Below are 24657 nucleotides of genomic sequence, written 5' to 3'. Positions count from 1 at the left end.
CCGCCGAGGGGCCGGAAGACAACGGACTGACCGATCGGTTAGATTGCTGACCGATCGGTTAGACGCGTGCCGTCCGGCACCGCGTCCCCGCCGGTCGTCATCGCATCGGCACGCGACAAGGGGGCAGAAGCATGGACCGCACAACGTGCTGCATCGTGGGCGGCGGACCCGCCGGAATGATGCTGGGACTGTTGCTGGCCAGGGCGGGCGTCGAGGTGACCGTCCTGGAGAAGCACGCGGACTTCCTGCGCGACTTCCGCGGGGACACCGTGCACCCCTCGACGCTGCGGCTGCTGGACGAGCTCGGGCTCGGCGAGGCGTTCGCGCGACTGCCGTTCGCCAAGCTGGAGGAGATGCGGGCACAGATCGGCGGGACGACGGTCGTCATGGGCGATATGCGGCGCATCCCCGGCCGGCACAAGTACTTCGCCATGGTCCCGCAGTGGGACTTCCTCAGCCTGCTCGCCGCCGCGGCCGCCGGGGAGCCGGGCTTCACCCTGCGGATGCGCACCGAGGTCACCGGGCTGCGCACCGAGGGCGGCCGGGTGACGGGGGTGCGGTTCACCGACGAGCACGGCGCGCCCGGCGAGCTGGCCGCGGATCTGACGGTCGCCTGCGACGGCCGGGACTCGGTGGTACGGCAGGCGGCCGGGCTTCGGCAGCAGCTGTTCGAGGTGCCGATGGACGTCTGGCAGGTGCGGGTGGACGCTCCCCCAAGCTCTCAACTGCGTTCGAGCAGGGGGGACCCCCATTCCGACGACCTCAAGAGCGGTCGGGTCTTCGCCCGCTTCGGCGGCGGCCAGGCGGCGGTCACCATGGACCGCGGCACGTACTACCAGACCTCCTATCTGATCGAGAAGGGCCGGGACGCGCAGCTGCGCACCCACGACATCCAGTGGCTGCGGGACCGGCTCGGCGCGCTGTTCGGCTGGGACGACGAGGTGACCGGCGCGATCGGCTCCTGGGACGACGTCAAGCTGCTGGAGGTGACGTTCGGCCGGCTGCAGCGCTGGTACCGGCCCGGTCTGCTGTGCATCGGGGACGCGGCCCACACCATGTCGCCGGTCGGCGGCGTCGGGGTCAATCTGGCGCTGCAGGACGCGGTCGCCGCGGCCCGGATCCTGGCCGGGCCGCTGCGCCGTGGCACGGTCGCCGCGGCGGATCTGGCGCGGGTGCAGAAGCGGCGGCAGCTGCCGATGGTCGTGGTGCAGAAGTCCCAGCAGGCCGAGCACTCGATGATCCGTGCCGCGCTGGACGGCACGCTCGACGGCGACCGGCTGCCGGTGCCGATGCGGCTGCTGCGGTGGGTGCCGCCGCTGCGGACGGTGACCGGCTACCTCGGCGGGATCGGCGTACGCCCCGAGCGGGCGCCCTCCTTCGCGCGGGTCAGGGCCGGCGCTCGATCGCGTTGAGGGTGAACTCCTCCAGCTCCGCGGCCGCGGCGTCCAGGTCGAGCTCCGGGTGGACCAGCCAGTGGGCGATCACCCCGTCGATCGCACCGCCGATCGCCAGGGCGACCGTCCGCACATCGAACTCCCGGAACACGCCCGCCTGCTGACCTTCCGTCAGGAGTGCGGCGAGGGCCTGCCAGCGGCCGTGGGTGTCGTGCGAACCCGGCGTCTTGAGACGGGTGCCGCCGTGGTCGTCGAGCAGCATCTCGGTGATCACGCGCACCTGGCGGCGGTTGGCCTGCTGGTAGCCGATCATCGCCCGTACATAGGTGACGACCGCCTCCCGCGGGCCCGACGCCCGCGCCAGCCGCTCGGTGACATAGGCACTGAACTGCTCGATCACCTGCTCCAGCGCCGCCCGGGTCAGGTTGTCCTTCGAGGAGAAGTGGTAGAGCACCGCGGCCTTGGACAGCCCTGCCCGCTCGGCGATCGCGGACAGCGAGGTCGCGGGGTAACCCCGGGTGGAGATCAGGTCGATGGTGGCCTCGATGAGCTGCTGCCGGCGGGCCCGCTCGGTGAACGTCGGCTCGTCGGGGTCGGCGCCCCGGCGGGGAGTCATCGCGCGTCCACCTCTGCCTTTCCTCGGCTGCCTGCCGTCGCCCTTGGGACGACAACAGACCGTACACCGCGCGGGAATGCCGGACGGTGAGGGATAGGGTCACCGCGCCATGGAGATGGATGCCAACTGCACCAGTTTCGTCGCGGTCGGCGACAGCTTCACCGAGGGGATGTCGGACGGCCTGCCGGACGGCTCCTACCGCGGCTGGGCCGATCTGCTCGCCGCCCTCCCCCAGCCTTCGGCCGGGGGTACCCCCACCTCACCTCTCTCGCCCGGTTTCCGCTACGCCGATCTCGCGGTGCGCGGCAAGCTCATCGGGCAGATCGCCGACGAGCAGTGCGGACCGGCCGCCGCGATGGGCGCGGACCTGGTGACGCTGGTCGGCGGGCTCAATGACGCACTGCGGCCCCAGTGCGATGTGGAGCGGGTGTGCGCGCAGTTCGAGGAGGCCGCGGGCCGGCCGGCGAAGAGCTGCGGGCAGCTGGTGCTGATGCGGAGTCCGGGCCGGCAGGGGCCGGTGCTGGAGCGCTTCCGGCCGCGTATGGAGCAGCTGTTCGCACGGATCGACGAGGTGGCCGCGCGGCACGGTGCCGTGATCGTCGACCTGTACGCGTCGCGGGCGCCGGCCGACCCCCGACTGTGGGCGGACGACCGGCTGCATCTGAACTCCGAGGGGCACCGCCGGGTGGCGGAGGCGGTCCGGCAGGCGCTCGGCCTGGCCGCCGAGGCGGACTGGGACGCACCGCTGCCGGCCACCGCGCCGCCGGGCCGGTTCGCACGGCGCGCCGCGGATCTGCGCTTCGCGCGCGAGCATCTGGTGCCGTGGATGGCTCGGCGGCTCACCGGGCGGTCCTCGGGCGACGGCCGTCCCGCCAAACGCCCCGAGCTGCTGCCCTACGAGGGCTGATCGCCCGCACCGTTTCGGCTTGGAGGAAAGCACAGCCGGGACCGGGGCGCCGACCTGCGCGAACCGCCAGTAGACTCTCACCACGTGACTGCTGTGTCTGCGAAGCCTCGCATCCCCAATGTTCTGGCCGGCCGCTACGCCTCCGCGCAGCTGGCCGTGCTGTGGTCCCCCGAGTACAAGGTCAAGCTGGAGCGGAAGCTGTGGCTTGCCGTGCTGCGTGCACAGAAGGACCTCGGGGTGGAGGTTCCCGAGCAGGCGCTGGCCGACTATGAGCGGGTCCTGGAGACTGTCGACCTGGCCTCGATCGCCGAGCGCGAGAAGGTCACCCGGCACGACGTCAAGGCCCGTATCGAGGAGTTCAACGCCCTCGCCGGCCATGAGCAGGTCCACAAGGGCATGACCTCCCGCGACCTGACGGAGAACGTCGAGCAGCTCCAGGTGCGGCTGTCGCTGGAGCTGATGCGGGACCGTACGGTCGCCGTGCTGGCACGTCTGGGCTCGCTGGCCGCCCAGCACGCCGAGCTGGTGATGGCGGGCCGCTCGCACAATGTCGCCGCGCAGGCCACGACGCTCGGCAAGCGCTTCGCGACCGCGGCGGACGAGCTGCTCGTGGCGTACGCCCGGCTGGAGGACCTGCTCTCGCGCTACCCGCTGCGCGGCATCAAGGGCCCGGTCGGCACCGCCCAGGACATGCTCGACCTGCTCGGCGGCGACGCGTCCAAGCTCGCCGACCTGGAGCAGCGGATCGCCGCGCACCTCGGCTTCGGGCAGGCCTTCACCTCCGTCGGCCAGGTCTACCCGCGCTCGCTGGACTACGACGTGGTCACCGCGCTGGTGCAGCTGGCCGCCGCCCCCTCGTCGATCGCCAAGACGATCCGGCTGATGGCCGGGCACGAGCTGGTGACCGAGGGCTTCAAGCCCGGCCAGGTCGGCTCCTCGGCGATGCCGCACAAGATGAACACCCGCTCCTGCGAGCGCGTCAACGGCCTGATGGTCATCCTGCGCGGCTATGCCTCGATGGCCGGTGAGCTCTCCGGCGACCAGTGGAACGAGGGTGATGTGTCCTGCTCCGTGGTGCGCCGGGTCGCCCTGCCGGACTCCTTCTTCGCACTGGACGGCCTGCTGGAGACCTTCCTGACCGTGCTCGACGAGTTCGGCGCCTTCCCCGCCGTCGTCGCCCGCGAGCTGGACCGCTATCTGCCCTTCCTCGCCACGACGAAGGTGCTGATGGGTGCCGTACGCGCCGGTGTGGGACGCGAGGAGGCGCACGAGGCGATCAAGGAGAACGCGGTCGCTTCGGCGCTGGCCATGCGCGAGCAGGGCGTCGAGCGCAACGAGCTGCTCGACAAGCTGGCCGCGGATGCGCGGATCCCGCTGGACAAGGCGCAGCTGGACGCGCTGATGGCGGACAAGCTCTCCTTCACGGGTGCGGCGGCCGACCAGGTGGCGTCCGTCGTCGCCCGGATCGAGGAGATCGCCAAGCAGCACCCGGAGGCCGCGGCGTACACCCCGGGCTCGATTCTCTGACGTGCGTTTCAGTCCTGAAGAGCTGCAGGCCGCTCGCGACCGCCTCGTCCCGGACGTGGCGGCGAGCGGTCTGCGGGTGCTCTTCTGCGGGATCAACCCCGGGCTGATGACGGCGGCCACCGGCCACCATTTCGCCCGGCCGGGCAACCGCTTCTGGCCGGTGCTGCACGCCGCCGGCTTCACCCCCCGCCGGTTCATGCCCGCCGAGCAGGAGGAGCTGCTCGCGCACGGCCTCGGGATCACCAATGTCGTGGCCCGGGCGACCGCCAAGGCCGATGAGCTGACCGCTGAGGAGTACCGCGAGGGCGGCCGGCTGCTGGCCGAGAAGGTGGCCCGGCTGCGGCCGCAGTGGCTCGCCGTCGCCGGCGTCACCGCCTACCGCGTCGCCTTCGGCGACAAGCACGCCACGATCGGTCCGCAGCAGCGCACGCTGGGCTCCACCCGCATCTGGGCGCTGCCCAACCCCAGCGGCCTGAATGCCCATTGGACGCTGCAGACGATGGCGGAGGAGTACGGCCGGCTGCGTACGGCGGCGTTCGCGGAGCCCGGCGAAGGGTGAGGCGCGGGAGGCGGGTGCGCGTCCGGCGTATGTGAGGGACGCTGGAGTCGGGTCCGTATACGGCCGATCGGCCGCCGTTCGGCTACGCGTCATCTACAAGGCGTGTACATGCCACCGCGACGGTTCTACGCTATCGCCGCCCGTACCACCCCCCTCACCCGTACGGAGGCCCCCGTGCCTGCTCCGTCCTCCTCGCCCTCCCCCTCCACGCACCGCGTCCGCCGCTCGCGCCGGCGCAAAGTCAGCGCGCTCGCCGGGGCGTTCGCCCTCGCCACAACCGGACTCGGCCTCTGGGCAGGCACCGGCTTCGGCGCCGAGGCGGCCGCTGCCGCCGTGCCCACCCCCGACCATGTGGTCGTGGTGGTCTTCGAGAACCACGCCTACAACCAGGTGATGGACAGCTCCAGCGCCCCGTACATCAACTCCCTGGCCTCCGGCGGCGCCAGCCTCACCGCGTCCTACGCCGAGACCCACCCCAGCCAGCCCAACTACTACGCCCTCTTCTCCGGCGACACCCAGGGCGTCACCGACGACAGCTGTGTGACCCCGGGCTTCAGCGACGCCCCCAACCTCGCCTCCGAGGTGACCGCGGCCGGCAAGTCCTGGGCGAGCTACAACGAGTCCCTGCCGTCCGAGGGCTCCACCACCTGCAAGAGCGGCAAGTACGCCCAGAAACACAACCCGTGGTTCGGCTTCAGCAACGTCTCCACCTCCTCGGCGCACACCTTCGGCGCGTTCCCCACGGACTTCTCGAAGCTGCCGACCGTGTCCTTCGTCGTGCCGAACCTCTGCAGCGATATGCACGACTGCTCGGTGTCCACCGGTGACACCTGGCTGAAGAACAACCTCAAGAGCTACGCCGACTGGGCCAAGACCCACAACAGCCTGCTGCTGGTCACCTTCGACGAGGACAACCGGCTCAGCGGCAACCGCATCCCGACCGTCCTGTACGGCCAGCCGGTGCAGGCCGGGTCCACCTCGGGCACCACCTACAACCACTACGACGTGCTGCGCACCCTGGAGGACATGTACGGCACCTCGCATGCCGGGAACGCCGCCGACGCCAAGGACATCAGCGGCATCTGGACCAGCTGACGTGTATCTCGCAGACCGCCGCTCCGCCTCGTCCTCCGCGGATTCCCCGGTGGAGCGGCCGACCGGCCCGGACCGTCGTCCGGGCCGGCGCGCCGCGGCCGCCGTCCCCTCCACGGTGCTCGTGCTGGGCACCGTCAGCCTGATCACCGACATCTCCTCCGAGATGGTCACGGCCGTGCTCCCGCTCTATCTCGTCGCCGAACTCGGCCTGTCCCCCTTGGGGTTCGGCGTTCTGGACGGGCTCTACAACGGGGTGAGCGCGCTCGTGCGGCTGGTGGGCGGCCGGCTGTCGGACCGGGGCGGGGGCGGCGGCCACAAGGCGGTGGCCGTGGTGGGGTACGGGCTCTCCGCCCTCTGCAAGCCGTTGTTGCTGATGGTGCACTCGCTGCCGCTGATCGGGGCGGTGCTGGCGGTGGACCGTACCGGCAAGGGGCTGCGGACCGCGCCACGGGACGCGATGATCTCCCTTGCCGCCGAACCGGCCACCCGTGGGCGGGCGTTCGGGGTGCACCGGGCGATGGACACGGCGGGTGCGCTGTGCGGCCCGCTGGTGGCGTTCGTGCTGCTGCGGGTGGCGGCGGAGGGCTATGACGCGGTGTTCACCGTCAGCTTCTGCGTCGCCGTACTGGGCGTGGTCGTCCTCCTGCTGTTCGTCCCGGGCCGCGCCGCACGTGCCCCCGAGCGCACCCCTGCCGCTGAGCGCACAACTCCCAACGAGAGCACCGCTGTTGCTGAGAGCACCACTGTTGCTGAAGCCACCGCCGAGCGGGGCCCGGCCGGGCCGCGGACGCCGGTGCGCGCCCTGCTGGGCCGGCCGGAGGTACGCCGGCTGACCGGGTGTGCCGTGTTGCTCGGGCTGACGACCATCAGCGACTCCTTCCTCTATCTGACGCTGCAGCGAAGGCTGGATCTGCCCGGCGGGTGGTTTCCGCTGCTGCCGCTGGGCACTGCCGCGGCATTCCTGTTGCTGGCGGTGCCGTTGGGCGCGATCGCCGACCGGATCGGCCGCCGACGGCTGTTCCTGGCGGGGCATCTGGCGCTGCTGTGCGCCTACGGGCTGCTGCTCGCCCCGCTGAGCGGCGGCGCGGCCCTGGTCTGTGCCGTGCTCGCGCTGCACGGCTCGTTCTACGCGGCAACCGACGGAGTGCTGGCGGCCGCGACCGCCGACGCGGTGCCCGAGCACGTCCGCGGCAGCGGGCTCGCCGTGGTCCAGACCGGCCAGACCGCCGCTCGTTTCCTCTGCTCCCTCGCCTTCGGCGCCGTCTGGACCGCCTGGGGCGACCACACCGCCATCCTGGCCGCCGCCATCGGCCTCGCCCTCGCCGCAGCCGTCAGCGCCCGCCTTCTCCGCCGTGTCGGTGCGCCCTCGCCCCTGAACTCCCCACCGGAGCAAGCATCGTGAGCCGCCCCCCGTTGAGCCGCACCGCCCGTCTCCTCATCCTGCTGGCCACCGTCCTCGTACTCGGCGGGGTCGCCGTCGGCGCGACCCTGCACGCCGCGGGGCGCGCCGCCCAGAAGGACCGCCCCCAGACCGGCGGTCCTGCGGTGAGCCCCGGACCCGTCCGCCTGGACGACCCGCACCACACCCTCTTCCGCAATATGGCCTGGGGCCCGCACCGCGATGAGATCACCGCCGTCCCGACGGACCGGCTCTCCGGCCCCCGGACCGCCTCCGGCGTCCGCTGCCTGCGCTTCTACCAAGCCTCCGGCACCGGCATCTGCCTCCAGGCCATGCACGGCAAGCTCCGCGACACCTATCGCGCCATCGTCCTCGACAACCATCTGCACGAGCTGCGCCATTACGACCTGGCCGGCACCCCGACCCGCGCCCGGGTCTCCCCCAGCGGCCGCACCGCCGCCTGGACCGTCTTCGTCAGCGGCGACTCCTACGCGGGAACCGCCTTCTCCACCCGTACCTCTCTCGTCGACACCCGCACCTGGCAGCTGGACGCCAATCTGGAGACCTATGAGCTGACCGTCGACGGACACCCGGTCCATGCGTCCGACATCAACGTCTGGGGCGTCACCTTCGCCGACGACACCCACTTCTACGCCACCGCCGCCACCGCCGGTAAGACGTATCTCGTCCGCGGCGATCGCACCGCCAAAACCCTCCGGGCGCTGCACACCAACGTCGAATGCCCCTCGCTCTCCCCCGACGGCACCCGCATCGCCTACAAGAAGCGCGTCCAGGGCGCCGATCCGGACGCTCCTTGGCGGCTGTACGTCCTCGATCTGCGCACCCTGCGCGAGAGCGCGACCGGCGAACACCGCAACGTCGACGACCAGGCCGTCTGGCGCGACGACCACACGCTCGTCTACTCCCTCCCGGGCAACTACGGCTCCGACCTGTGGACCGTCCCCGCCGACGGCACCGGCACCCCGCGCCGCCTCACCACCGCCGCACTCGCCCCCGCGTTCCAGCACTAGGGCCCTCGTCCGACGACGGCCCTCCCAGGGGCGGGTCCGCCACATCCCCCTCTCCCACCGCCACCAGCAGCTGAAAGGGCAGCTCGCGGTCCCCTTGCCCCACCCCCACGCCGACCCAGCGGCCCGCCACCCGCCAGCCGTGCATCCGCGGGACATAGCCGCAGAGCGTGTCCAGCGGCGGCCGGACCGGTATGCCCCTCGCCATCCGTTCCAGGTGCGGAGCGAGATCGAGTATCCCGGGCTCGCCCCACCGTAAGGACAGCGCCTGCACCAGCGCCGTCAGCTCCGCGTCGAACTCCTCCTCGGCCTCCGCCACCTCGGCGAGGTCCGCGTCCCAGAACTCCTGGCTGACCCGCAGGCCGGCTATGTGGAAGCCCGGCCCGCTCTCGACCATGGCGGAACGGCCCCGCTCCGCCGGGAACTCCCGCAGGCGCAACAGGTCGATGGCGGCCAGATGCCGGTCAGTCGTCATGCCGTCAGTAAACCGGCCGGGTCTGACAATTGGCCTCCCACGCCGCCCTTCCCGGCGACGCCCCGCACCACCGCGGGCCGACGGCACCCCTCCAGGGCTCGCCGCACACCGTCTGACCGGCTACGATCCGCCAGACACGGAAAGCTAGGGAGACGGACGTTGGCGCGGCTCACGGGCGGGGATCCCTCGCTGCTGCGACGGATCAACTCCGCGGTGGTGCTGCATGCGCTGCGCGCGGCGGACTCCCCCACGCTCACCCATCTCGTCCAGGTGACCGGCCTGTCCCGGCCGACGGTCGAGGGCGTGGTCGAGGGGCTCATCGAGACCGGTCTGGTGGTCGAGATGCCCGCCGAGGAGGGCGAGACCCGTCGCCAGGGGCGGCCGGCCCGCCGGTTCCGCTTCCGTACGGAGGCCGGGCATCTGCTGGGCATCGAGATCGGCCCGCACCGCATCACGGCGCTGCTGTCCGATCTGAGCGGGCGGGTGCTGGACACCGCGCAGCGCGTCGTCGAGGAGACCGCACCGGCCGACGAGCGGCTGGAGCGGGTCCGCGCCGTGGTGGCCGAGCTGCTGCGGCGTACGGGCGTGCCCCGCGGTTCGCTGCGGGCCGTCGGTGTGGCCACCCCTGGCATCGTGGAGGCGGAGGGCACCGTACGGCTGTGCACGGCGCTGCCCGGCTGGACGGGGCTGCCGCTGGGCGAGCGGCTGCGGCGGTCGTTCCGCTGCCCCGTCCTTGTCGAGAACGATGCCAATGCCGCCGCGGTGGCCGAACACTGGCAGGGCGCGGCCACCGGCTCCGACGACATCGTGTTCGTACTGGCGGGGCTGAGCCCGGGCGCCGGTTCGCTGATCGGCGGCCGGCTGCACCGCGGGTTCGGCGGGGCCGCCGGGGAGATCGGCGCGCTGCATCTGCTCGGCCGCGAGGCGACGCCGGAGAAGCTGCTGTCCACGACCGGGAAACCGCTGCATCCCCTGGACGAGGCGCAGGTCGCCGCGGTGTTCGCGGCGGCGCGGGACGGCGAGGCACCGGCCAGGGACGCGGTGGACCGATTCATCCAGCGGCTGGTGCATGATGTCGCGGCCCTGGTCCTGGCGCTCGACCCGGAGCTGGTGGTGATCGGCGGCTGGGCAGCGGGGCTGGCCGGCGTACTGGAGCCGCTGCGCGGAGAGTTGGCGCGCTACTGTCTGCGCCCGCCGCAGGTCGCGCTGTCACAGCTGGGCGAGGCGGCGGTCGCCACCGGGGCGCTGCGGCTCGCGCTGGACCATGTGGAGGGCGAACTCTTCGCGGTGGAGGGCACGGTGACGGCCCGCCGCTGACCGGCGGCCACAACGGCGACGGGCCCACACCGGAGGAGTGTCCGGCGTGGGCCCGTAAGGGCGCCGCTCAGCCCGCGAGCAGCGAGACCGCTTCACTCTCACCGAAGGTGAGACGGCAGGTGTCCGCACGGTACGTGGAGACCGCGGCGGCGCTCGTACGGCCCCCGGAGACATAGCGGGTGGTGACGACCAGGACGGGCGCCCCGGGCAGCCGGTCCAGCTGCTTGGCGTCCTCCGCGCGGGCCGAGCCGAGCTCGACGGTACGGTCCTGGCCCTCCAGCTCCAGCGTCTGCAGCTCCTTCAGGACCGCACGGGCGCGGCCCGGGGCGCTGAGCGAGGCCGCCCCGGCGAAGCCGGGGACCACGTCCGACGGGATGTACAGCAGCTCGGCGGCGACGGGCTGGCCGTGCGTGACCCGGCTGCGGCGCACTATGTGCACCCGGTCCCCAGGGGCGGTCTCCAGCAGACGGGCCACCGCGGCCGGCACCGTCTCGCTCTCGACGGCGTCGACCGGCTGCCAGTCGTCACCGGGGGCGCCGGGCCAGGTGTGCCGGGCGGGGGCGACGGCGACGCCGACGCGCGGCGGTGCGACCGTGGTGCCCACACCGCGGCGGCGCTGCAGTCTGCCCTCGAGCTCCAGCTGTTCGAGCGCCTGCCGCAGCGTGGCTCGCGCGACACCGAACCGTGCCGCCAGCTCACGCTCGTTGGGCAGAATCTCGCCGACCGCGAACTCCGAGTCCAGCGCCTCGCTGAGCACGGTCTTGAGGTGCCGGTACTTCGGCTCCGGCACCGTTTCGAGCTGCGTGGTCCCCACCCTGTCCTCCGCACTGGCCGTTACCCCGCGGGGCTGCGCCCCTGGGAGGCGGGCCCACACGCACGCCCGATTATGAGCGCTTCTTTATTAAAGGTTGTTGCAGTATCCCGACGATATGGCCGCCCCCACCCTTGGTCAAGACCAATCCCCCATCGGTTTCGCACCGGCCGCCCCTCCCACGGCACCCGCCCTGCCGCTCGCTACCCTGACCGCCATGCTCGCCCTGCTGCACACCTCGCCCGCCCATGTCCCGGTCTTCGACGCCCTGCGCGACGAGGACGCCCCCGGCCTGGCGCTGCATCACCTCGTACGCCCCGAACTCCTCAGCCGCGCAAGGACGCAGGGCCCCGACGCCGTGGCCGAGGATGTCTCCGACGAGCTCGCGGCAGCGGCCCGCGACGGGGCACGGGTCGTACTCTGTACCTGCTCCACGATCGGCTCGGTCGCCGAGGCGGCCGGCGCCGCACTCGGCTTCCCCGTCCTCCGGGTGGACCGCCCGATGGCCGCGGCCGCCGTCGCCGCCGGTCCACGCATCGCCGTTCTCGCCACCGTGGAGAGCACGTTCGCACCCACCGTGGCCCTGCTCGCCGAGGAAGCCGACCGAGCCGGCCGCGAGATCAGCGTGCGGAGGGTGCTGGTGCAGGGCGCCTGGGAGAAATTCGAGACCGGCGACACCGACGCCTATCTGGCAACGGTCGCCACCGCGGCACGCGCCGTACCGGACACCGATGTCATCGTCCTCGCGCAGGCATCCATGGCACCCGCGGCCAACGGCCTCACTCTCGGCGTACCGGTGCTCTCCAGCCCCCGCCCGGGTCTGCGGGCCGCCGCTCAACTCACCGCCAGCGACCCCAACTTCTCCGGATTGCGCACGATGTAGACCGTCTGGATCTTCCCGTCCGCCACACCGAGCTGGATCACGGAGTCCGGCACACCGCCGTCATGCGCCAACAGCGCAATACCGCCGTTGAGTTCCACCAGGCTGAACTCCAGACCGGCCGGCGCGGACTTCGCGACGCCGAACAGGAAGCGGGCGACCTTGTCCGCGGACTCGATGACCCGCAGCGGCGCCTTGGCCTTCCCGCCACTGTCCCCGACCAGCCGCGCATCCGCCGCCAGCAGACTCAGCAGCCCCTCCAGATCGTCGCCGGCCGCCGCGGCCATGAACCGCTCGGTCAGATCACGCTGCCGGCCCGGATCGACCTCGAAGCGCGGTCTGCCCTCCTCCACGTGCCGCCGCGCCCGCCCCGCCAGTTGGCGCACCGCGGCCTCGCTGCGATCGAGCACGGCTGCGATCTCCGCGTACGGATAGCCGAACGCCTCACGCAGCACGAACACCGCGCGCTCCAGCGGAGAGAGCGACTCCATGACGACGAGCACGGCCAGCGTGACGGACTCGGTGAACACCGCCCGCTCCGCGGTATCGGGGGCGCTACCGAAGTCGGTCGCCAGCGGCTCCGGCAGCCAGGGCCCCACGTACGACTCGCGCCGCGACTGAACCTGCCGCAGCCGGTCGATGGCCAGCCGCGTGGTGACGCGTACCAGAAAGGCCCGCGGCTCCCGCACGTCCGCCCGATCCGCACCCGACCACCGCAGCCACGCGTCCTGCACCACGTCCTCGGCGTCGGCCACCCGCCCGAGCATCCGGTAGGCCACCCCGAACAGCACGGGCCGGTGCTCCTCGAAAACATCGGTCGCAGAATCCCTCAGCACCCGTCCATCCCACCGGTCCGTCCCCGCGTTGTCCAGCGGAAACGGCCGTGACGTCAGCCGCACCGTGCGGCGGAGCTCAATGGTGTTCGGTACGGCCGGAAGGTCGCCGACGCGCGGAGGCCGGAGGGTTGCCGGGTGTCCCCTCCGGCCCCCCACCCACGGTGGGCACCGCACCACCCCTGACCCCACTGCCACCCCCACCCCCACCATCAAACTGCCCCCCACCTGCGCCATCCCGTACCCGCCCGCCCCGGCCAACGGCGCTGTGAGCGCGGCGAAGACGGGGATCAGCCCGGAAAACAGGGTGGCGCGCTCCGGGCCGATCCGCTGGATGCCCGCGTACCAGCAGACGAACCCCACGACGGTGACGACGACGGCCTGCCAGCCCAACGCCACCGCCTCCACCGCATCCGGCATCCGCAGCCAGCCACCCCCTTCGGTCACCACTCCCAGCACACCCGCTTCGACCGCGGCGACCCCGCTGACCACCGCCGACAGGAGCTTGGGCCCCAGCGGCGCCAGAACGGGTACGGCCAGGACCGCGAAGCCGACCTCGCCGCAGAGCGCCGCCACGGACCAGACGATGCCCATGCCATCGGTGCGCCCCCAGCCCTGTACGACAAAGGCGCCCGCCGCCACCAGCAGCGCGCCCTGGACCACGGCCGGGCGCGGGCGGCGTCCCGCGAACGCGGGCACGATCACCGCGACGACGACCGGCGCGCAGCCGACGAACACCCCCGGCACGGCCGGTTCCGCGGTGCGTTCCGCCGCCAGGATCGCCAGGTTGAAGCCGAGCATGCCGACACCGGCGAGCAGGGCGAGGCGCGCCCATTGCCGGCCGGTCAGCGCGCGCAGCGGTGCGCCGGCGCGCCGTCCGACGAGGGACAGCAGGATCAGGGCGGCGAGGCCGTAGCGCAGGGCCTGGCCACCCGCGTACGGATAGCCGCCGAGCAGGCTGTTGGCGGTGAACGAGCCACCGACGAGGAAGCAGGCGAAGGCGGCCAACAGCGCGCCGTGCAGAGGAGTCCGGTTCATGAGACGGACGCTAGGGATGCGGGCGGCCCGTCTTAAGGTCCACTTTCATGGCGCCTTGGAGGACCACTTCCAGCGGCGGCGGGCCGAACCAACAGGGGGAACACCGGCACATGCCGCACGACGACGAGGGACCCGGCACCGCGCTCTGGACCACCGCCTGGGAACTGCTCCTCCCGACGGCCTCGGCACCACCCCGCCGACGCGGCCGCGTCCTCCAGGAGGCCCTGCGCGATGCGGTCCGCTCGGGCCGCCTCGCACCCGGCACAAGGCTGCCGTCGGGCCGGGCGCTGGCCGCCGATCTCGGGGTGTCGCGGGGCCTGGTGACCGAGGCGTACGAGCAGTTGACGGCCGAGGGCTATCTGCACAGCCGACACGGTGCGGGCACCTGGGTGGGCGGGGCCGTACGCGCGACCGTGCCACCGCGGCCCACCGACACCCCACCGGCCGGTGTCCCGCTCGTCGACTTCACGCCCGGCACCCCCGATCTCTCGCTCTTCCCGCGGGCGGCCTGGTCGGCCGCGCACCGCAGGGCCCTCGGCCGGCTGCCGCATCGCACGCTGGGCTATCCCGACCCGCGGGGGCTGCCCGAACTCCGCGCGGAACTCGCCCAGTTGCTCACCAGAAGGCGCGGTGTGGTGGCCGATCCGCAGCGAGTGGTGGTGTGTTCAGGGGTGGCGCAGGCGATGACGCTGCTGGGGTTCACGCTGCGCGCGGCCGGGCACCGGGCCGTGGCCGTGGAAGACCCGGGGAGCCCTGAGCATGCGCAGCTGTTCGCCGCCGCGGGGCTGGCGTCCGTACCTGTGGCGTTGGACGACGAGGGGCCCGACCCGACCGCCCTCGCGGACTCCGGGGCCCGGGCCGCCGTGCTGACCCCGTCCCATCAGTTCCCGTCCGGAATCTCGGTATCGGCGCCCCGCAGGGCCCAGCTGCTGCGGTGGGCGCGGGCGGCCGACGGGCTGCTGATCGAGGACGACTACGACGGCGATTTCCGCTACGACCGGGCGCCGGTCGGCGCGTTGCAGGGCCTGGACCCGGACCGGGTGGCGTACACGGGCTCGGTGAGCAAGTCCCTGGCCCCTGGGCTGCGGCTGGGGTGGCTGGTGGTGCCCGAGCGGCTCGCCGCCGAGGTCGTGGCCCGTAAGCGCACGATGGATCTGGGCAATCCGGTGCTGGACCAGGCGCTGCTCGCCGATTTCATCGCCCGCGGTGACTACGACCGCCAGCTGCGCCGCTGTCAGCGCGCCTACCGGGAGCGGCGGGACGCGCTGACCGCGGCGCTGGCCGCGCACTGCCCCGGCGCGGAGGTGACCGGCATCGCCGCGGGGCTGCATGTCATCGTCACCCTGCCCGCGCGCCACGGCCCGGAGGAGGCGTTTCTGACGCGGGCCCGCCGCGCGGGACTGGCGCTGCGACCACTGTCCGCCTACAAGAGCCCCCGCCCCGCGGGCGACAGCCCCGTACGCCCCGGCCATGCACGCCCGGACCACCCACCCGTAGAGGCACACGTACGCCCCGACCGCATACGCCTGGTCCTGGGCTACGCGCATCTCTCACCGTCGGACATCACCCACGGCATACGCCTGCTCGGTCAGGTGTGAACCGGCTACCACCGGCTCACGAGTTGGACCACTCCCGCTGCGAGAGCACCAGCCGGTAGCCGTCCGGATCCTCGATGGTGACGCCCCACTCGTCCCAGTACGGGTTGTAGGCCGCGACGCGCTTGCCCCCGCAGCGCTCCAGCCGGGCGACCAGCTCGGCCGGCACCGCTTCGCCGAGGTAGACGACGAGCAGATCGTCCGGTGTGGGGGACGGCCCGAGGGTCCCGGACGGGTCGAGGGTCAGCTCCAGATGCCAGTGGGCGTCCGGCCAGCCGAGCATCAGCAGGGCGTGCTCACCGGCCTCGGAGCTGTGCCGGTACAGCTCCGAGAGGCCCAGGCCCTGCTTCCAGAAGCGTTCGGCCGCGGCCAGATCGCGGGACGGGCGGGCGATACGGATATGGGCAAAGCCATTGGCCGGCATGCGGTGTCACCTTTCCTGAGGCCACCGTCCGGCGGCGCGTACCAGGACCGTAAACGTCCCGGCCACGTCCTGGCGATCGGCCGATGGTCTTGCGACCATGGCCCGGGTCCGGTGGTCCGCAGGTCCAGGACCCGTGACGGTGAACGGCGAAGGCGAACAGCGACAGCGTTCGGCAGAGCGAAGGCGAACACACGGACCGAGGCCGGGTCGAACAGCCCGGTGTTCACCGTCCGTTCGGCTGCGGGGCACCGGACAGCGATACGAACGGGTCGTCAGCGAGGTCGGTCGAGGCATGGAGGTTTCAGATGGTGCAGGGATCCGGTGGCGGCTTCGGACGGCGGTCGTTGCTGCAGGGCGCGGCGGCGGGCTCCGCGGCACTCGCGCTGCCCACGCTCGCCTGTGCCGCGCCGGCGCAGACCCGCGGCGGACGGCCGAGCGCCGACTGGGGAGTACAGGTCGGGGATGTCACGACGTCCTCGGGCCTGGTGTGGGTGCGGTCCGACCGGCCGGCCCGGATGGTGGTGCAGACCGCGGCGACCGAGTCGTTCCGTAACGCCAGGACCTGGCGCGGGCCGGTGGTCGGTGCGGGGACGGACTTCACCGGTGTCACCTCGCTGCACGGGCTGCCGTCCGGTGAGCAGATCCACTACCGGGTGCTGCTCGCCGACCCGGACGACCCCCGGCGCACCGGCGAGCCGGTCTCCGGGACCTTCCGCACGGCGCCCGCCGATCGTCGCGCGGACATCCGCTTCCACTGGTCGGGCGATCTGGCCGGGCAGGGCTGGGGCATCAATCCGGACCTCGGTGGCTACCGGATCTACGAGGACATGCGGCGCCGGAACCCGGATTTCTTCCTGTGCAGCGGCGACAACATCTACGCCGACAACCCGATCCCCGAGCGGGTGACGCTGCCGGACGGCCGGATCTGGCGGAATGTGACGACCGAGGAGAAGGCGAAGGTCGCCGAGACGCTCGCGGAGTTCCGTGGCGCGTTCCGCTACAACCTGCTGGACGACAATCTGCGCCGGTTCAACTCCCAGGTGCCGACGATCACCCAGTGGGACGACCACGAGGTGCACAACAACTGGTACCCGGGGCAACTGCTCGATGACGACCGGTACACGGAGAAGGACGCGGATGTGCTGTCGGCACGGTCGCTGCGTGCCTTCGGCGAGTACTTCCCCATCCGTACGCTGCGGCCCGACGGAGGCGGCCGGGTCTATCGCGTGGTCCATCACGGCCCGCTGCTCGATGTGTTCGTGCTGGACATGCGCCGCTACCGCGATGCCAATTCGCCGGGCCGGCAGACCGACGACCCACAGGGCATTCTCGGCGCCGAGCAGCTGCGCTGGCTCAAGCGAGAGCTGTCCCGCTCGCATGCGGTGTGGAAGGTGATCGCCTCCGATATGCCGCTGGGGCTGGTCGTCCCGGACGGCAAGACCAACTTCGAGGCGGTGGCACAGGGCGATCCGGGCGCTCCTCTGGGGCGCGAGCTGCAGCTGGCCGAGCTGCTGCGGCACATCAAGCACGACCGGGTGACCGGCACCGTATGGCTGACCACGGATGTCCACTACACGGCGGCGCAGCACTACGCACCGGAGCGGGCCGCGTTCAAGGACTTCGAGCCGTTCTGGGAGTTCGTGTCGGGGCCGCTGCACGCGGGTGGTTTCCCGGCGCTGAAGCTGGATGGAACGTTCGGGCCGGAGCAGCCGTTCATCAAGGCGCCGGACCGTGCCAATGTCTCCCCTGCGGAGAGTCCGCAGTACTTCGGCGAGATCGATATCGACGGAGGGAGCGGGGAGCTGACGGTGCGGCTGCGTCAGGAGGGCGGAGAGGTGTTGTTCAGCAAGGTGCTCCAACCGGGACGGGTAGGACAGTAGAGGCCAATGTGTCGATTGCGTCTTTTACCCGTCGGACACAATGTGTTGGCGATCAGGCAACACCTGTCGGCGAGGCTGTATGCATGACTGAAGCATCCTCTGCCAATTCCTCCCGCCGCCATCACTGGCGCCGGGACATCGTCGAGCTGGCCGCCCTGTTCACGGCCGTGGCGGTGGCCGATGTCGTCGCCAATACGATCGCGCACGGCCCGTCGGGCCCGGTGCTGCTGTGCACCGCCGCGGTCGCCCTGATCGCCACGGCCGTCTTCCACGTCTGGTGGTCTCGACGCCACGAAAACGCCCCTCCGCCGACCGATACCGGCGCCACGGCACCGTCCGCTGCCGGCCAGGCCCCTCGGGCCGGCGGTCAGGAGACGGCGCTGTGGCGGATGCGGACCACGGTCCGGGACGAGCCGGGCAGCCTGGCCGCCCTGTGCACGGCGCTGGCGGCGCGGCGGGTGGACATACTCAGCCTGCAGACCCACCCGCTGTCCGACGGCACGGTCGACGAGTTCCTGCTGCGCGCCCCCGGTGCGCTGACGCCCGCGGAGCTGACCCGCACGGTGGCCGGCGCGGGCGGCTCGCAGAGCTGGCTGGAGCGGGCCGATGCCCACGATCTCGTCGACGCACCGACCCGGATGCTGGGCCTGGCGACCCGTACGGCGCTGGATTCCGCCGAACTCCCGCTGGCGCTGCGGAAGTTGCTGGGGCGCTGCACCATCCACTCGGTGCCGGCGCGCTCGCTGAGCGGACAGCCGCTCGCCGAGCAGGTGCCGGCCGAGGGTGTGCTGGAGGAGCACGTCATGAAGTTCCGCGACCCCTCCGGGGGCTCTCTCACCATCGAAAGGCCGCAGTTGCCGTTCACCCCCACCGAGTTCGCCCGGGTGCGGGCGCTGGTCGACCTGGACGCCAGGCTCGGTCAGCGGGTGCCGCCGCGGCGTGATGTACTGACGCTGCCCGAGGGCAACGAGATCACCGTCCGCCGTGCCGACACCTCCGACCTGGTCGCGGCCCGCGAGATGCACGACCGCTGCTCCTCGCAGACCCTCGCGCTGCGCTACCACGGCCCGGTCGGCGACGCGGACCGCTATCTGGGGCATCTGCTCAGCCCGCGGTTCGGCCGCACCCTGGCGGTGGAGACCGCGTCCGGCCGGCTGGTGGCGCTCGGCCATCTGCTGTGGGACGGCGACGAGACCGAGGTCGCGCTGCTGGTCGAGGACTCCTGGCAGCAGCGTGGAATCGGCGCGGAGCTGCTGCGCCGACTGGTGGCGATGGCCGCCGAGACCGGCTGCGAGAGCGTGTACGCGATCACCCAGGCCTCCAACACCGGCATGGTGGCGGCGATGCGCGGCCTCGGGCTGCCGCTCGACTACCAGATAGAGGAGGGCACGCTGGTGATCACCGCGCGCCCGACCGGCGTCCCCGCCCAGCGGGGGCTGCGGGAGAGCGTACGGATCCAGGACGCCACCGGCCGCCGCTGACCACAGCTCCGCGGACGGAACCGCACACGACAGCCGACGGCCGGCCGGGCGTATCGACGCCCGGCCGGCCGCGCCGTAAGGCAATGCCGCCGTAAAGCGACAGGAACGTCCGGCCTATTGATGGTGACGTGGCGGGGCGATCCGTACAAGGATGGCCCGCATGTCCAACACCACTACTCCCGCGGGCGATCCGCTGCCCCGCCAGGTCGCCGACGCCTATGTCGACGCCCTCGTCGACCTGGACCCGATCACCGGCACCTACCTCGGTATCCCCGAGAGCTCCGGCAAGCTCCCCGACTTCTCACCGACGGGCCAGGAAGCGGTGGCCCAGCTCGCCCGTACGACGCTGGAGAAGCTCACCGAGGCCGAGGCCCGGCCGGGCGCGGACAGCCCCGCCGAGCAGATCTGCGCGCGGCTGCTGCGCGAGCGCCTGACCGCCCAGCTGGCGGTGCACGAGGCGGGCGAGGGCCTGCGCACGGTCAGCAACCTCAGCTCGCCGCTGCACCACGTCCGTGAGGTCTTCACGCTGACCCCCGCCGAGACCGACGAGGACTGGGCGGCCCTCGCCCAGCGGCTGCGGGCCGTGCCCGCCGCGCTGGAGGGCTACCGCGCCGCGCTCGACGCCGGCCGCAAGCGGGACCTGCCCGCCGGCCCGCTCCAAGTCACCACCGTCATCGGCCAGTTGGGCGAGTGGATCGGTACGGACCGCAGCTGGTTCGCCGAGTTCACCGACCCGGGTCCGGACGCGCTGCGCGCCGAGCTGACCGAGGCCGCCGAGGTGGCGACCGGCGCCCTGGTGGAGCTGCGCGACTGGTTCCGGGACAGCTACGCCCCGTCCATCGCGGGCGCACCGGACGTGGTGGGCCGGGAGCGCTACACCCGGCTCGCCCGCTACTACAACGGCGCCGACCTCGACGCGGACGAGGCGTATGCGTACGGCTGGTCCGAGTTCCACCGGCTGCTGGCCGAGATGGAGACCGAGGCCGAGAAGGTCCTGCCCGGTGCGAAGACGCCGTGGGAGGCGCTGGCCTGGTGCGACGAGCACGGCGAGGCGGTCGAGGGCGTCGAGGAGACCCGCCAGTGGCTCCAGTCGCTCATGGACGAGGCCATGGACTCGCTGGACGGCACACACTTCGAACTGGCCGAGCGGGTGCGGCGGGTGGAGTCGCGGATCGCCCCGCCCGGCAGCGCCGCGGCCCCGTACTACACCCAGCCGTCGCTGGACTTCTCCCGTCCCGGGCGTACGTGGCTGCCGACGATGGGCGAGACCCGCTTCCCGGCGTACGACCTGGTCTCCACCTGGTACCACGAGGGGGTGCCCGGCCATCACCTCCAGCTGGCGCAGTGGGTCCATGTCGCGGACCGGCTCTCGCGGTACCAGACGACGGTGGGCATCGTCTCCGCCAACGCCGAGGGCTGGGCGCTGTACGCCGAGCGCCTCATGGACGAGCTGGGCTTCCTGACCAACGCCGAACGGCGGCTGGGCTATCTGGACGCGCAGATGATGCGGGCGATCCGGGTCATCATCGACATCGGGATGCACCTGGAGCTGGAGATCCCGGCGGACTCCCCGTTCCACCCGGGCGAGCGCTGGACGCCGCAGCTGGCGCACGCATTCCTCGCGAGCCATTGCAGCCGCCCGGCCGACTTCGTCGAGAGCGAGATCATCCGCTATCAGGGCATGGCGGGCCAGGCGATCGGCTACAAGCTCGGTGAGCGGGTCTGGCTCCAGGGACGGGAAGCGGCCCGCGCCCGGCACGGCGCGGACTTCGACCTCAAGGCCTGGCACATGGCGGCGCTGTCGCAGGGCTCGCTGGGCCTGGACGATCTGCTGGGCGAGCTGTCGGCGCTCTGACCACGGCTCCTGGGTGCGGCGGCCGGCCACTGCATACGGTGTTGTGGCCGGCCGCCGCCGTCCGTAGGGTCCGTTGACATGACAGTGGATCTCGCGGCGAACCGGCCGCTCTTCCTGTTCTCCGGCGACCCGCTGCGGCCCCGGCGTGGGGGCACCTCCCGGCGTCAGCTGGGGGAGGATCCGCACTTCGCGGCCGAGGCCGCCGCCGCCCGTGCGGCCGGCGCGGCGACCGCGGTGCTCGACCACGAGGCGCTGCTGGCCGGGGACGCCGAACGGGCGGTGTCCCGGGTGCCGCGGGAGGCCGGACCGGTCTGGTACCGCGGCTGGATGCTGCCCGCCGGCCGCTATGCCGAGCTGGCCGCGGCGCTCGCGGCGCGCGGCTGCCGGCTGCTGACCTCCCCCGCCGCGTACCGCACCGCGCATGAACTCCCCGGCTGGTACGAGACGTTCCGGGCGCTCACCCCGCAGAGCGGCTGGCTCCCGTGTGCGCCCGGCCGGCCTCCGGAGCCGGCCGCGCTGGCCCGGCTCGCCGCTCCGTTCGGCGACCGCCCGCTCGTCGTCAAAGACTGGGTCAAGTCCCGTAAACACGAATGGGAAGAGGCGGCCTACGTCCCGGACGCGGCCGACACCGCGCGGCTGGCCTCGGTCGTCGGCCGCTTTCTCGCCCTCCAGGAGGAGTTCTTGACGGGGGGCGTGGTGCTGCGCGCCTTCGAGCGCTTCACCGCGGTGGGTGAGGCGCGGGTGTGGTGGGTGGACGGCGAGCCGGCGCTGATCGGCCCGCATCCCGACACGCCGGGGCTGCGCCCCTCCCCCGATCTCACGCATGTGGCGTCGGCCGTAAGGGAGTTGGGCCTGCGCTTCGTCACCACGGATCTGGCGCTGCGCGAGGACGGCGTCTGGCGGGTGGTGGAGGTCGGCGACGGGCAGGTCAGCGGTCTGCCCGTGGGGGCGGACCACCGGCCGCTGTTCGAGGCGCTGGTGACCGCGGGCGCCGGGTACCCGCTGACGCTCACGGCCGGCCGGGTGTCGCTGCGCGCCCTGCTGCCGACCGCGGCGGCCCGGGTCGCGGACGGCGAGCCCGCCGGTTTCGACTGGATCGACGGCGCGCCTCCCGAGACGACGCAGGGCGGCGCGAGCATCGCCGTACGGGCCGCCGTGGCCGGCAGCTACCGTCCCGGCTGGGGCGTCTTCGTCCTCACCGACGCGGCGGCCGGCACGGCGCTCGGCAGCATCGGCTTCCACGGCCCGCCGGACGACACGGGCTTCGTGGAGATCGGCTACGACCTCTCCCCGTCCGCGCGCGGCGCCGGCTGGGCCACCGAAGCAGCCCGGCTGCTGGCCGGCTGGGCGGCCGCCCACCCCGAGGTACGGACGGTGTGCGCGCTGACCGAGCCGGAGAACGTACCGTCGCAGCGCGTCCTGGAGAGAGCCGGCTTCCGGTTCGTCGGAGAGCGCGAGGGCCTGCGCGCCTACGAGGTCGAAGGGGCCGCCGACGCTCCCCCTGTGGCGGTCAACGTCTGAAGCCGCCCTCGGAGTTGATGACCTGACCGGTGATCCAGGCCGCCTCGTCGGTCGCCAGCCAGGCGATCAGCCGGGCCGGGTCGTCGGGCACGCCCCACTGCCCGCCGGGGAAGCACCGGGCGACCCGCTCGCGCAGCTCACCGACCGCGTAACCGGTGTCCACCGGGCCGGGGTTGACGGTGTTGACCGTCACTCCGAGGCCGGCGAGAGCGCCGGCGAGGCTACGGGTCGCCGAGGCCAGCGCCCCTTTGGCGAGACCGTAGGCGACCTCTTCCGGCATGCCGCCGCCCAGGTCCTGGCCAGAGGTCAGCATCACGATCCGGCCGCCTGCCGGCCCCTCGGCGCGCCGGCGGGCGTAGGCCTGCACGAGGAGGATCACCGAGCGGGTGTCGATCGCCCAGTGGGCGTCGAGCATCGCCGCGTCGAGGGCGTCCAGGGTGCCGTCGGCGCCGCTGAGGGCGTGATTGGCGACGAGGATGTCCAGTCGGCCGCCGAGCGCCTCGGCCGCGGTGTCGATGAGCCGGGCGGGCGTGTCCGGCCGGGCCAGATCGGCCGGTCCGTGAGCCACCACCGCTCCGGGGACGGCGAGTGCGCGCACCCCGGCGGCGACCGCTTCCGGGCCGCCCGGGTCGGCTCCCCAGGGCTGCCGGGCGTCGTGCGCCACATGGTGGTGCAGATAGACCCCGGCGCCGTAGGCGGCCAGCCGCCGGGCGACGGCGTATCCGATGCCGGCGCGCCGGCTGGCTCCGGTGACCAGGGCGGTGCGGCCGAGGAGCGGCAGCGGGTCGCGGCGCCATGCGTCGGCGCCCAGGGCGGGCCGGGGGTTTTCGGCGGGGTGATCTCTGTCGTAGGTCATGACACACCAGCCTCGCGGCCGCCCGGCTCCGCCGTCATGCGGATTTCCGCGGGGCGGTATCCCGCAGCACGGGGGCGGGTCCGGGGGTGCCTCAGCAGCCGCAGTCCTCGGCCCCGATGGGCGCCGTCAGCGGGTCGGCCGGGCGGCGCTCCGTGCCCTGCCAGGTCTGCACCTCGTAGCCCTCCCGGATCCAGTACTCGATGCCGCCGAGCATCTCCTTGACCCGGTAGCCGAGCCGGGCCAGCGCGAGGGCGGCGCGGGTGGCGCCGTCGCAGCCGGGCCCCCAGCAGTACACGACCACCGGAACCGCGGGGTCCAGCGACTCCCCCGCGTCGTACGGGATACGGGCGGTGGGCAGATGGACGGCGCCGGGGACATGGCCCTGGTCCCAGGCCTCGGTGCTGCGGGAGTCGACGACGACGAAGTCGGAGGCACCGGCCGTGAGCGCGGTGTGCACATCGGCGACGTCGGTGTGGAAGGCGAGGCGGGCGGCGAAGTACGCGGCGGCGTCGGCGGGCGCGGCGGGCGGGGTGGCCAGGACGGCGCTGGTGGCAGGGACTGCGGCGGCGGTCTGCGGCGTCTGTGTGATCATGGTCGATAATTTACGGTCGCCCTATCGGCCCGAGAAGTAATGATCACCGGCAAAACCCTTGATCTGCCGGTGATTCCACTGCTAGACAGCGCAGATGACCGGTTATTCCCCCGACGCCACCGACTGGCGCATCCTCGACGTCCTGCAGCACCACGGCCGCGCGGGCTACGCCGAGCTGGCCCGCGCCGTGAACATGTCCGCGAGCGCGGTCACCGAACGGGTCCGCCGGCTGGAGGAGGCCGGGGTGATCTCGGGCTACGCGGCGGTGATCGACCCGGAGCGGATCGGGCTGCCGGTGCTGGCCTTCGTACGGCTGCGGTATCCGAACGGCAACTACAAGCCGTTCCACGATCTGCTGGAGACGACGCCGGAGATCCTGGAGGCGCACCACGTCACGGGCGACGACTGCTTCGTCATCAAGGTCGCCGCCCGGTCGATGAAGCATCTGGAGGAGGTCTCCGGCCGGATCGGCGCGCTCGGCGCGGTGACAACCAGCGTCGTCTACTCCTCGCCGCTCCCCCGCCGCCCGGTCAGCCGGTGACGGGCGGTCCACCACGGCCGGGGTGAGGGCGGG

At 72.5% G+C, this 24657-nt stretch carries 22 protein-coding genes; 15 read left to right on the top strand and 7 right to left on the bottom strand.

Annotated features, from left to right (window positions below):
* The first annotated feature begins 131 nt into the window (after window positions 1-131).
* The gene (locus KI385_RS39630; protein WP_238576841.1) at window positions 132-1412 is read left to right on the top strand and encodes an FAD-dependent oxidoreductase; all 1281 of its coding nucleotides are present in this window, start codon (window positions 132-134) and stop codon (window positions 1410-1412) included.
* Here KI385_RS39630 and KI385_RS39625 read toward each other — a convergent pair.
* The gene (locus tag KI385_RS39625) at window positions 1387-2010 is read right to left on the bottom strand and encodes a TetR/AcrR family transcriptional regulator (protein WP_238576840.1); all 624 of its coding nucleotides are present in this window, start codon (window positions 2008-2010) and stop codon (window positions 1387-1389) included. The two genes, KI385_RS39630 and KI385_RS39625, sit on opposite strands and share 26 nt — an antisense overlap.
* 109 nt (window positions 2011-2119) lie before the next feature.
* On the opposite strand from KI385_RS39625, the gene KI385_RS39620 reads away from it, so the two are divergent.
* The 6 genes from KI385_RS39620 (at window position 2120) to KI385_RS39595 (ending at window position 8528) form a co-directional block, all read left to right on the top strand.
* Complete coding sequence (locus tag KI385_RS39620; RefSeq protein WP_238576839.1) at window positions 2120-2917, top strand: SGNH/GDSL hydrolase family protein; 798 nt, start codon at window positions 2120-2122, stop codon at window positions 2915-2917.
* 93 nt (window positions 2918-3010) lie between these two features.
* A complete protein-coding gene (gene purB / locus KI385_RS39615) occupies window positions 3011-4444 on the top strand; it encodes an adenylosuccinate lyase (RefSeq protein ID WP_128510344.1) in 1434 nt (477 codons plus the stop codon).
* A 1-nt stretch (window position 4445) separates the two neighbouring features.
* Window positions 4446-5003 (top strand): G/U mismatch-specific DNA glycosylase, encoded by a 558-nt coding sequence (mug, locus tag KI385_RS39610; protein ID WP_238576838.1) that lies wholly within the window; start codon window positions 4446-4448, stop codon window positions 5001-5003.
* A gap of 174 nt (window positions 5004-5177) precedes the next feature.
* The gene (locus KI385_RS39605; RefSeq protein ID WP_238578037.1) at window positions 5178-6098 is read left to right on the top strand and encodes an alkaline phosphatase family protein; all 921 of its coding nucleotides are present in this window, start codon (window positions 5178-5180) and stop codon (window positions 6096-6098) included.
* A 1-nt stretch (window position 6099) separates the two neighbouring features.
* A complete protein-coding gene (locus tag KI385_RS39600) occupies window positions 6100-7500 on the top strand; it encodes an MFS transporter (RefSeq protein WP_238576837.1) in 1401 nt (466 codons plus the stop codon).
* A gap of 11 nt (window positions 7501-7511) precedes the next feature.
* Entirely contained in the window at window positions 7512-8528 is a 1017-nt protein-coding gene (locus KI385_RS39595; protein WP_238578036.1) for a TolB family protein, read from the top strand.
* Here the strand turns inward: KI385_RS39595 and KI385_RS39590 are convergent.
* A complete protein-coding gene (locus KI385_RS39590; RefSeq protein WP_238576836.1) occupies window positions 8491-9000 on the bottom strand; it encodes a hypothetical protein in 510 nt (169 codons plus the stop codon). The genes KI385_RS39595 and KI385_RS39590 overlap by 38 nt on opposite strands.
* 159 nt (window positions 9001-9159) lie before the next feature.
* Between KI385_RS39590 and KI385_RS39585 the strand changes: the two genes are divergently transcribed.
* Window positions 9160-10317: an ROK family transcriptional regulator gene (locus tag KI385_RS39585; RefSeq protein WP_238576835.1), complete on the top strand. Its 1158-nt coding sequence runs from the start codon at window positions 9160-9162 to the stop codon at window positions 10315-10317.
* A gap of 67 nt (window positions 10318-10384) precedes the next feature.
* Here KI385_RS39585 and KI385_RS39580 read toward each other — a convergent pair whose 3' ends face one another.
* A complete protein-coding gene (locus KI385_RS39580; RefSeq protein WP_238576834.1) occupies window positions 10385-11131 on the bottom strand; it encodes a GntR family transcriptional regulator in 747 nt (248 codons plus the stop codon).
* A 214-nt stretch (window positions 11132-11345) separates the two neighbouring features.
* Here KI385_RS39580 and KI385_RS39575 point away from each other — a divergent pair, with 214 nt between their 5' ends.
* A complete protein-coding gene (locus KI385_RS39575) occupies window positions 11346-12011 on the top strand; it encodes an aspartate/glutamate racemase family protein (protein WP_238576833.1) in 666 nt (221 codons plus the stop codon).
* Here the strand turns inward: KI385_RS39575 and KI385_RS39570 are convergent.
* Complete coding sequence (locus KI385_RS39570; protein WP_238578035.1) at window positions 11963-12844, bottom strand: RNA polymerase sigma-70 factor; 882 nt, start codon at window positions 12842-12844, stop codon at window positions 11963-11965. The two genes, KI385_RS39575 and KI385_RS39570, sit on opposite strands and share 49 nt — an antisense overlap.
* Window positions 12845-13989: 1145 nt before the next feature.
* Here KI385_RS39570 and pdxR point away from each other — a divergent pair.
* Entirely contained in the window at window positions 13990-15477 is a 1488-nt protein-coding gene (gene pdxR, locus KI385_RS39560; protein ID WP_238576832.1) for a MocR-like pyridoxine biosynthesis transcription factor PdxR, read from the top strand.
* Between the two features lie 16 nt (window positions 15478-15493).
* Here pdxR and KI385_RS39555 read toward each other — a convergent pair whose 3' ends face one another.
* Window positions 15494-15898 carry a VOC family protein gene (locus KI385_RS39555; RefSeq protein ID WP_238576831.1) on the bottom strand — a complete coding sequence of 135 codons (405 nt, stop codon included), beginning with the start codon at window positions 15896-15898 and terminating at the stop codon, window positions 15494-15496.
* Between the two features lie 305 nt (window positions 15899-16203).
* Between KI385_RS39555 and KI385_RS39550 the strand changes: the two genes are divergently transcribed.
* The 4 genes from KI385_RS39550 to KI385_RS44325 all read left to right on the top strand — a co-directional run bounded on the left by KI385_RS39550 (window position 16204) and on the right by KI385_RS44325 (window position 22635).
* Window positions 16204-17778, top strand: coding sequence for an alkaline phosphatase D family protein (locus tag KI385_RS39550; protein WP_238576830.1), 1575 nt, complete (start codon window positions 16204-16206; stop codon window positions 17776-17778).
* Window positions 17779-17861: 83 nt separating this feature from the next.
* Window positions 17862-19259: a GNAT family N-acetyltransferase gene (locus tag KI385_RS39545; RefSeq protein WP_238576829.1), complete on the top strand. Its 1398-nt coding sequence runs from the start codon at window positions 17862-17864 to the stop codon at window positions 19257-19259.
* A 160-nt stretch (window positions 19260-19419) separates the two neighbouring features.
* Window positions 19420-21114: a DUF885 domain-containing protein gene (locus KI385_RS39540; protein ID WP_238576828.1), complete on the top strand. Its 1695-nt coding sequence runs from the start codon at window positions 19420-19422 to the stop codon at window positions 21112-21114.
* A 78-nt stretch (window positions 21115-21192) separates the two neighbouring features.
* Window positions 21193-22635 carry a GNAT family N-acetyltransferase gene (locus KI385_RS44325; RefSeq protein ID WP_342593497.1) on the top strand — a complete coding sequence of 481 codons (1443 nt, stop codon included), beginning with the start codon at window positions 21193-21195 and terminating at the stop codon, window positions 22633-22635.
* Here the strand turns inward: KI385_RS44325 and KI385_RS39525 are convergent.
* Window positions 22625-23491 carry an SDR family oxidoreductase gene (locus tag KI385_RS39525; protein ID WP_238576827.1) on the bottom strand — a complete coding sequence of 289 codons (867 nt, stop codon included), beginning with the start codon at window positions 23489-23491 and terminating at the stop codon, window positions 22625-22627. The genes KI385_RS44325 and KI385_RS39525 overlap by 11 nt on opposite strands.
* A 91-nt stretch (window positions 23492-23582) precedes the next feature.
* Window positions 23583-24083, bottom strand: coding sequence for a rhodanese-like domain-containing protein (locus KI385_RS39520; protein WP_238576826.1), 501 nt, complete (start codon window positions 24081-24083; stop codon window positions 23583-23585).
* Window positions 24084-24177: 94 nt separating this feature from the next.
* Between KI385_RS39520 and KI385_RS39515 the strand changes: the two genes are divergently transcribed.
* Window positions 24178-24624, top strand: a complete 447-nt coding sequence (locus KI385_RS39515) for an Lrp/AsnC family transcriptional regulator (protein ID WP_128511120.1) — start codon at window positions 24178-24180, stop codon at window positions 24622-24624.
* The last annotated feature ends 33 nt before the right edge of the window (window positions 24625-24657 follow it).

Source organism: Streptomyces inhibens, from assembly GCF_022221585.1.
GTDB classification, from domain to species: Bacteria; Actinomycetota; Actinomycetes; order Streptomycetales; family Streptomycetaceae; genus Streptomyces; species Streptomyces inhibens.
This window is presented reverse-complemented; position numbering and strand designations above follow the sequence as displayed.

Bases quoted from the DNA above. Each gene is read 5' to 3' on its own strand.
- KI385_RS39630 (WP_238576841.1), top strand. From the start codon at position 132: ATGGACCGCACAACGTGCTGCATCGTGGGCGGCGGACCCGCCGGAATG.
- KI385_RS39625 (WP_238576840.1), bottom strand. From the start codon at position 2,010: ATGACTCCCCGCCGGGGCGCCGACCCCGACGAGCCGACGTTCACCGAG.
- KI385_RS39620 (WP_238576839.1), top strand. From the start codon at position 2,120: ATGGAGATGGATGCCAACTGCACCAGTTTCGTCGCGGTCGGCGACAGC.
- KI385_RS39590 (WP_238576836.1), bottom strand. From the start codon at position 9,000: ATGACGACTGACCGGCATCTGGCCGCCATCGACCTGTTGCGCCTGCGG.
- KI385_RS39575 (WP_238576833.1), top strand. From the start codon at position 11,346: ATGCTCGCCCTGCTGCACACCTCGCCCGCCCATGTCCCGGTCTTCGAC.
- pdxR (WP_238576832.1), top strand. From the start codon at position 13,990: ATGCCGCACGACGACGAGGGACCCGGCACCGCGCTCTGGACCACCGCC.
- KI385_RS39555 (WP_238576831.1), bottom strand. From the start codon at position 15,898: ATGCCGGCCAATGGCTTTGCCCATATCCGTATCGCCCGCCCGTCCCGC.
- KI385_RS39550 (WP_238576830.1), top strand. From the start codon at position 16,204: ATGGTGCAGGGATCCGGTGGCGGCTTCGGACGGCGGTCGTTGCTGCAG.
- KI385_RS39545 (WP_238576829.1), top strand. From the start codon at position 17,862: ATGACTGAAGCATCCTCTGCCAATTCCTCCCGCCGCCATCACTGGCGC.
- KI385_RS39540 (WP_238576828.1), top strand. From the start codon at position 19,420: ATGTCCAACACCACTACTCCCGCGGGCGATCCGCTGCCCCGCCAGGTC.
- KI385_RS44325 (WP_342593497.1), top strand. From the start codon at position 21,193: ATGACAGTGGATCTCGCGGCGAACCGGCCGCTCTTCCTGTTCTCCGGC.
- KI385_RS39525 (WP_238576827.1), bottom strand. From the start codon at position 23,491: ATGACCTACGACAGAGATCACCCCGCCGAAAACCCCCGGCCCGCCCTG.
- KI385_RS39520 (WP_238576826.1), bottom strand. From the start codon at position 24,083: ATGATCACACAGACGCCGCAGACCGCCGCCGCAGTCCCTGCCACCAGC.
- KI385_RS39515 (WP_128511120.1), top strand. From the start codon at position 24,178: ATGACCGGTTATTCCCCCGACGCCACCGACTGGCGCATCCTCGACGTC.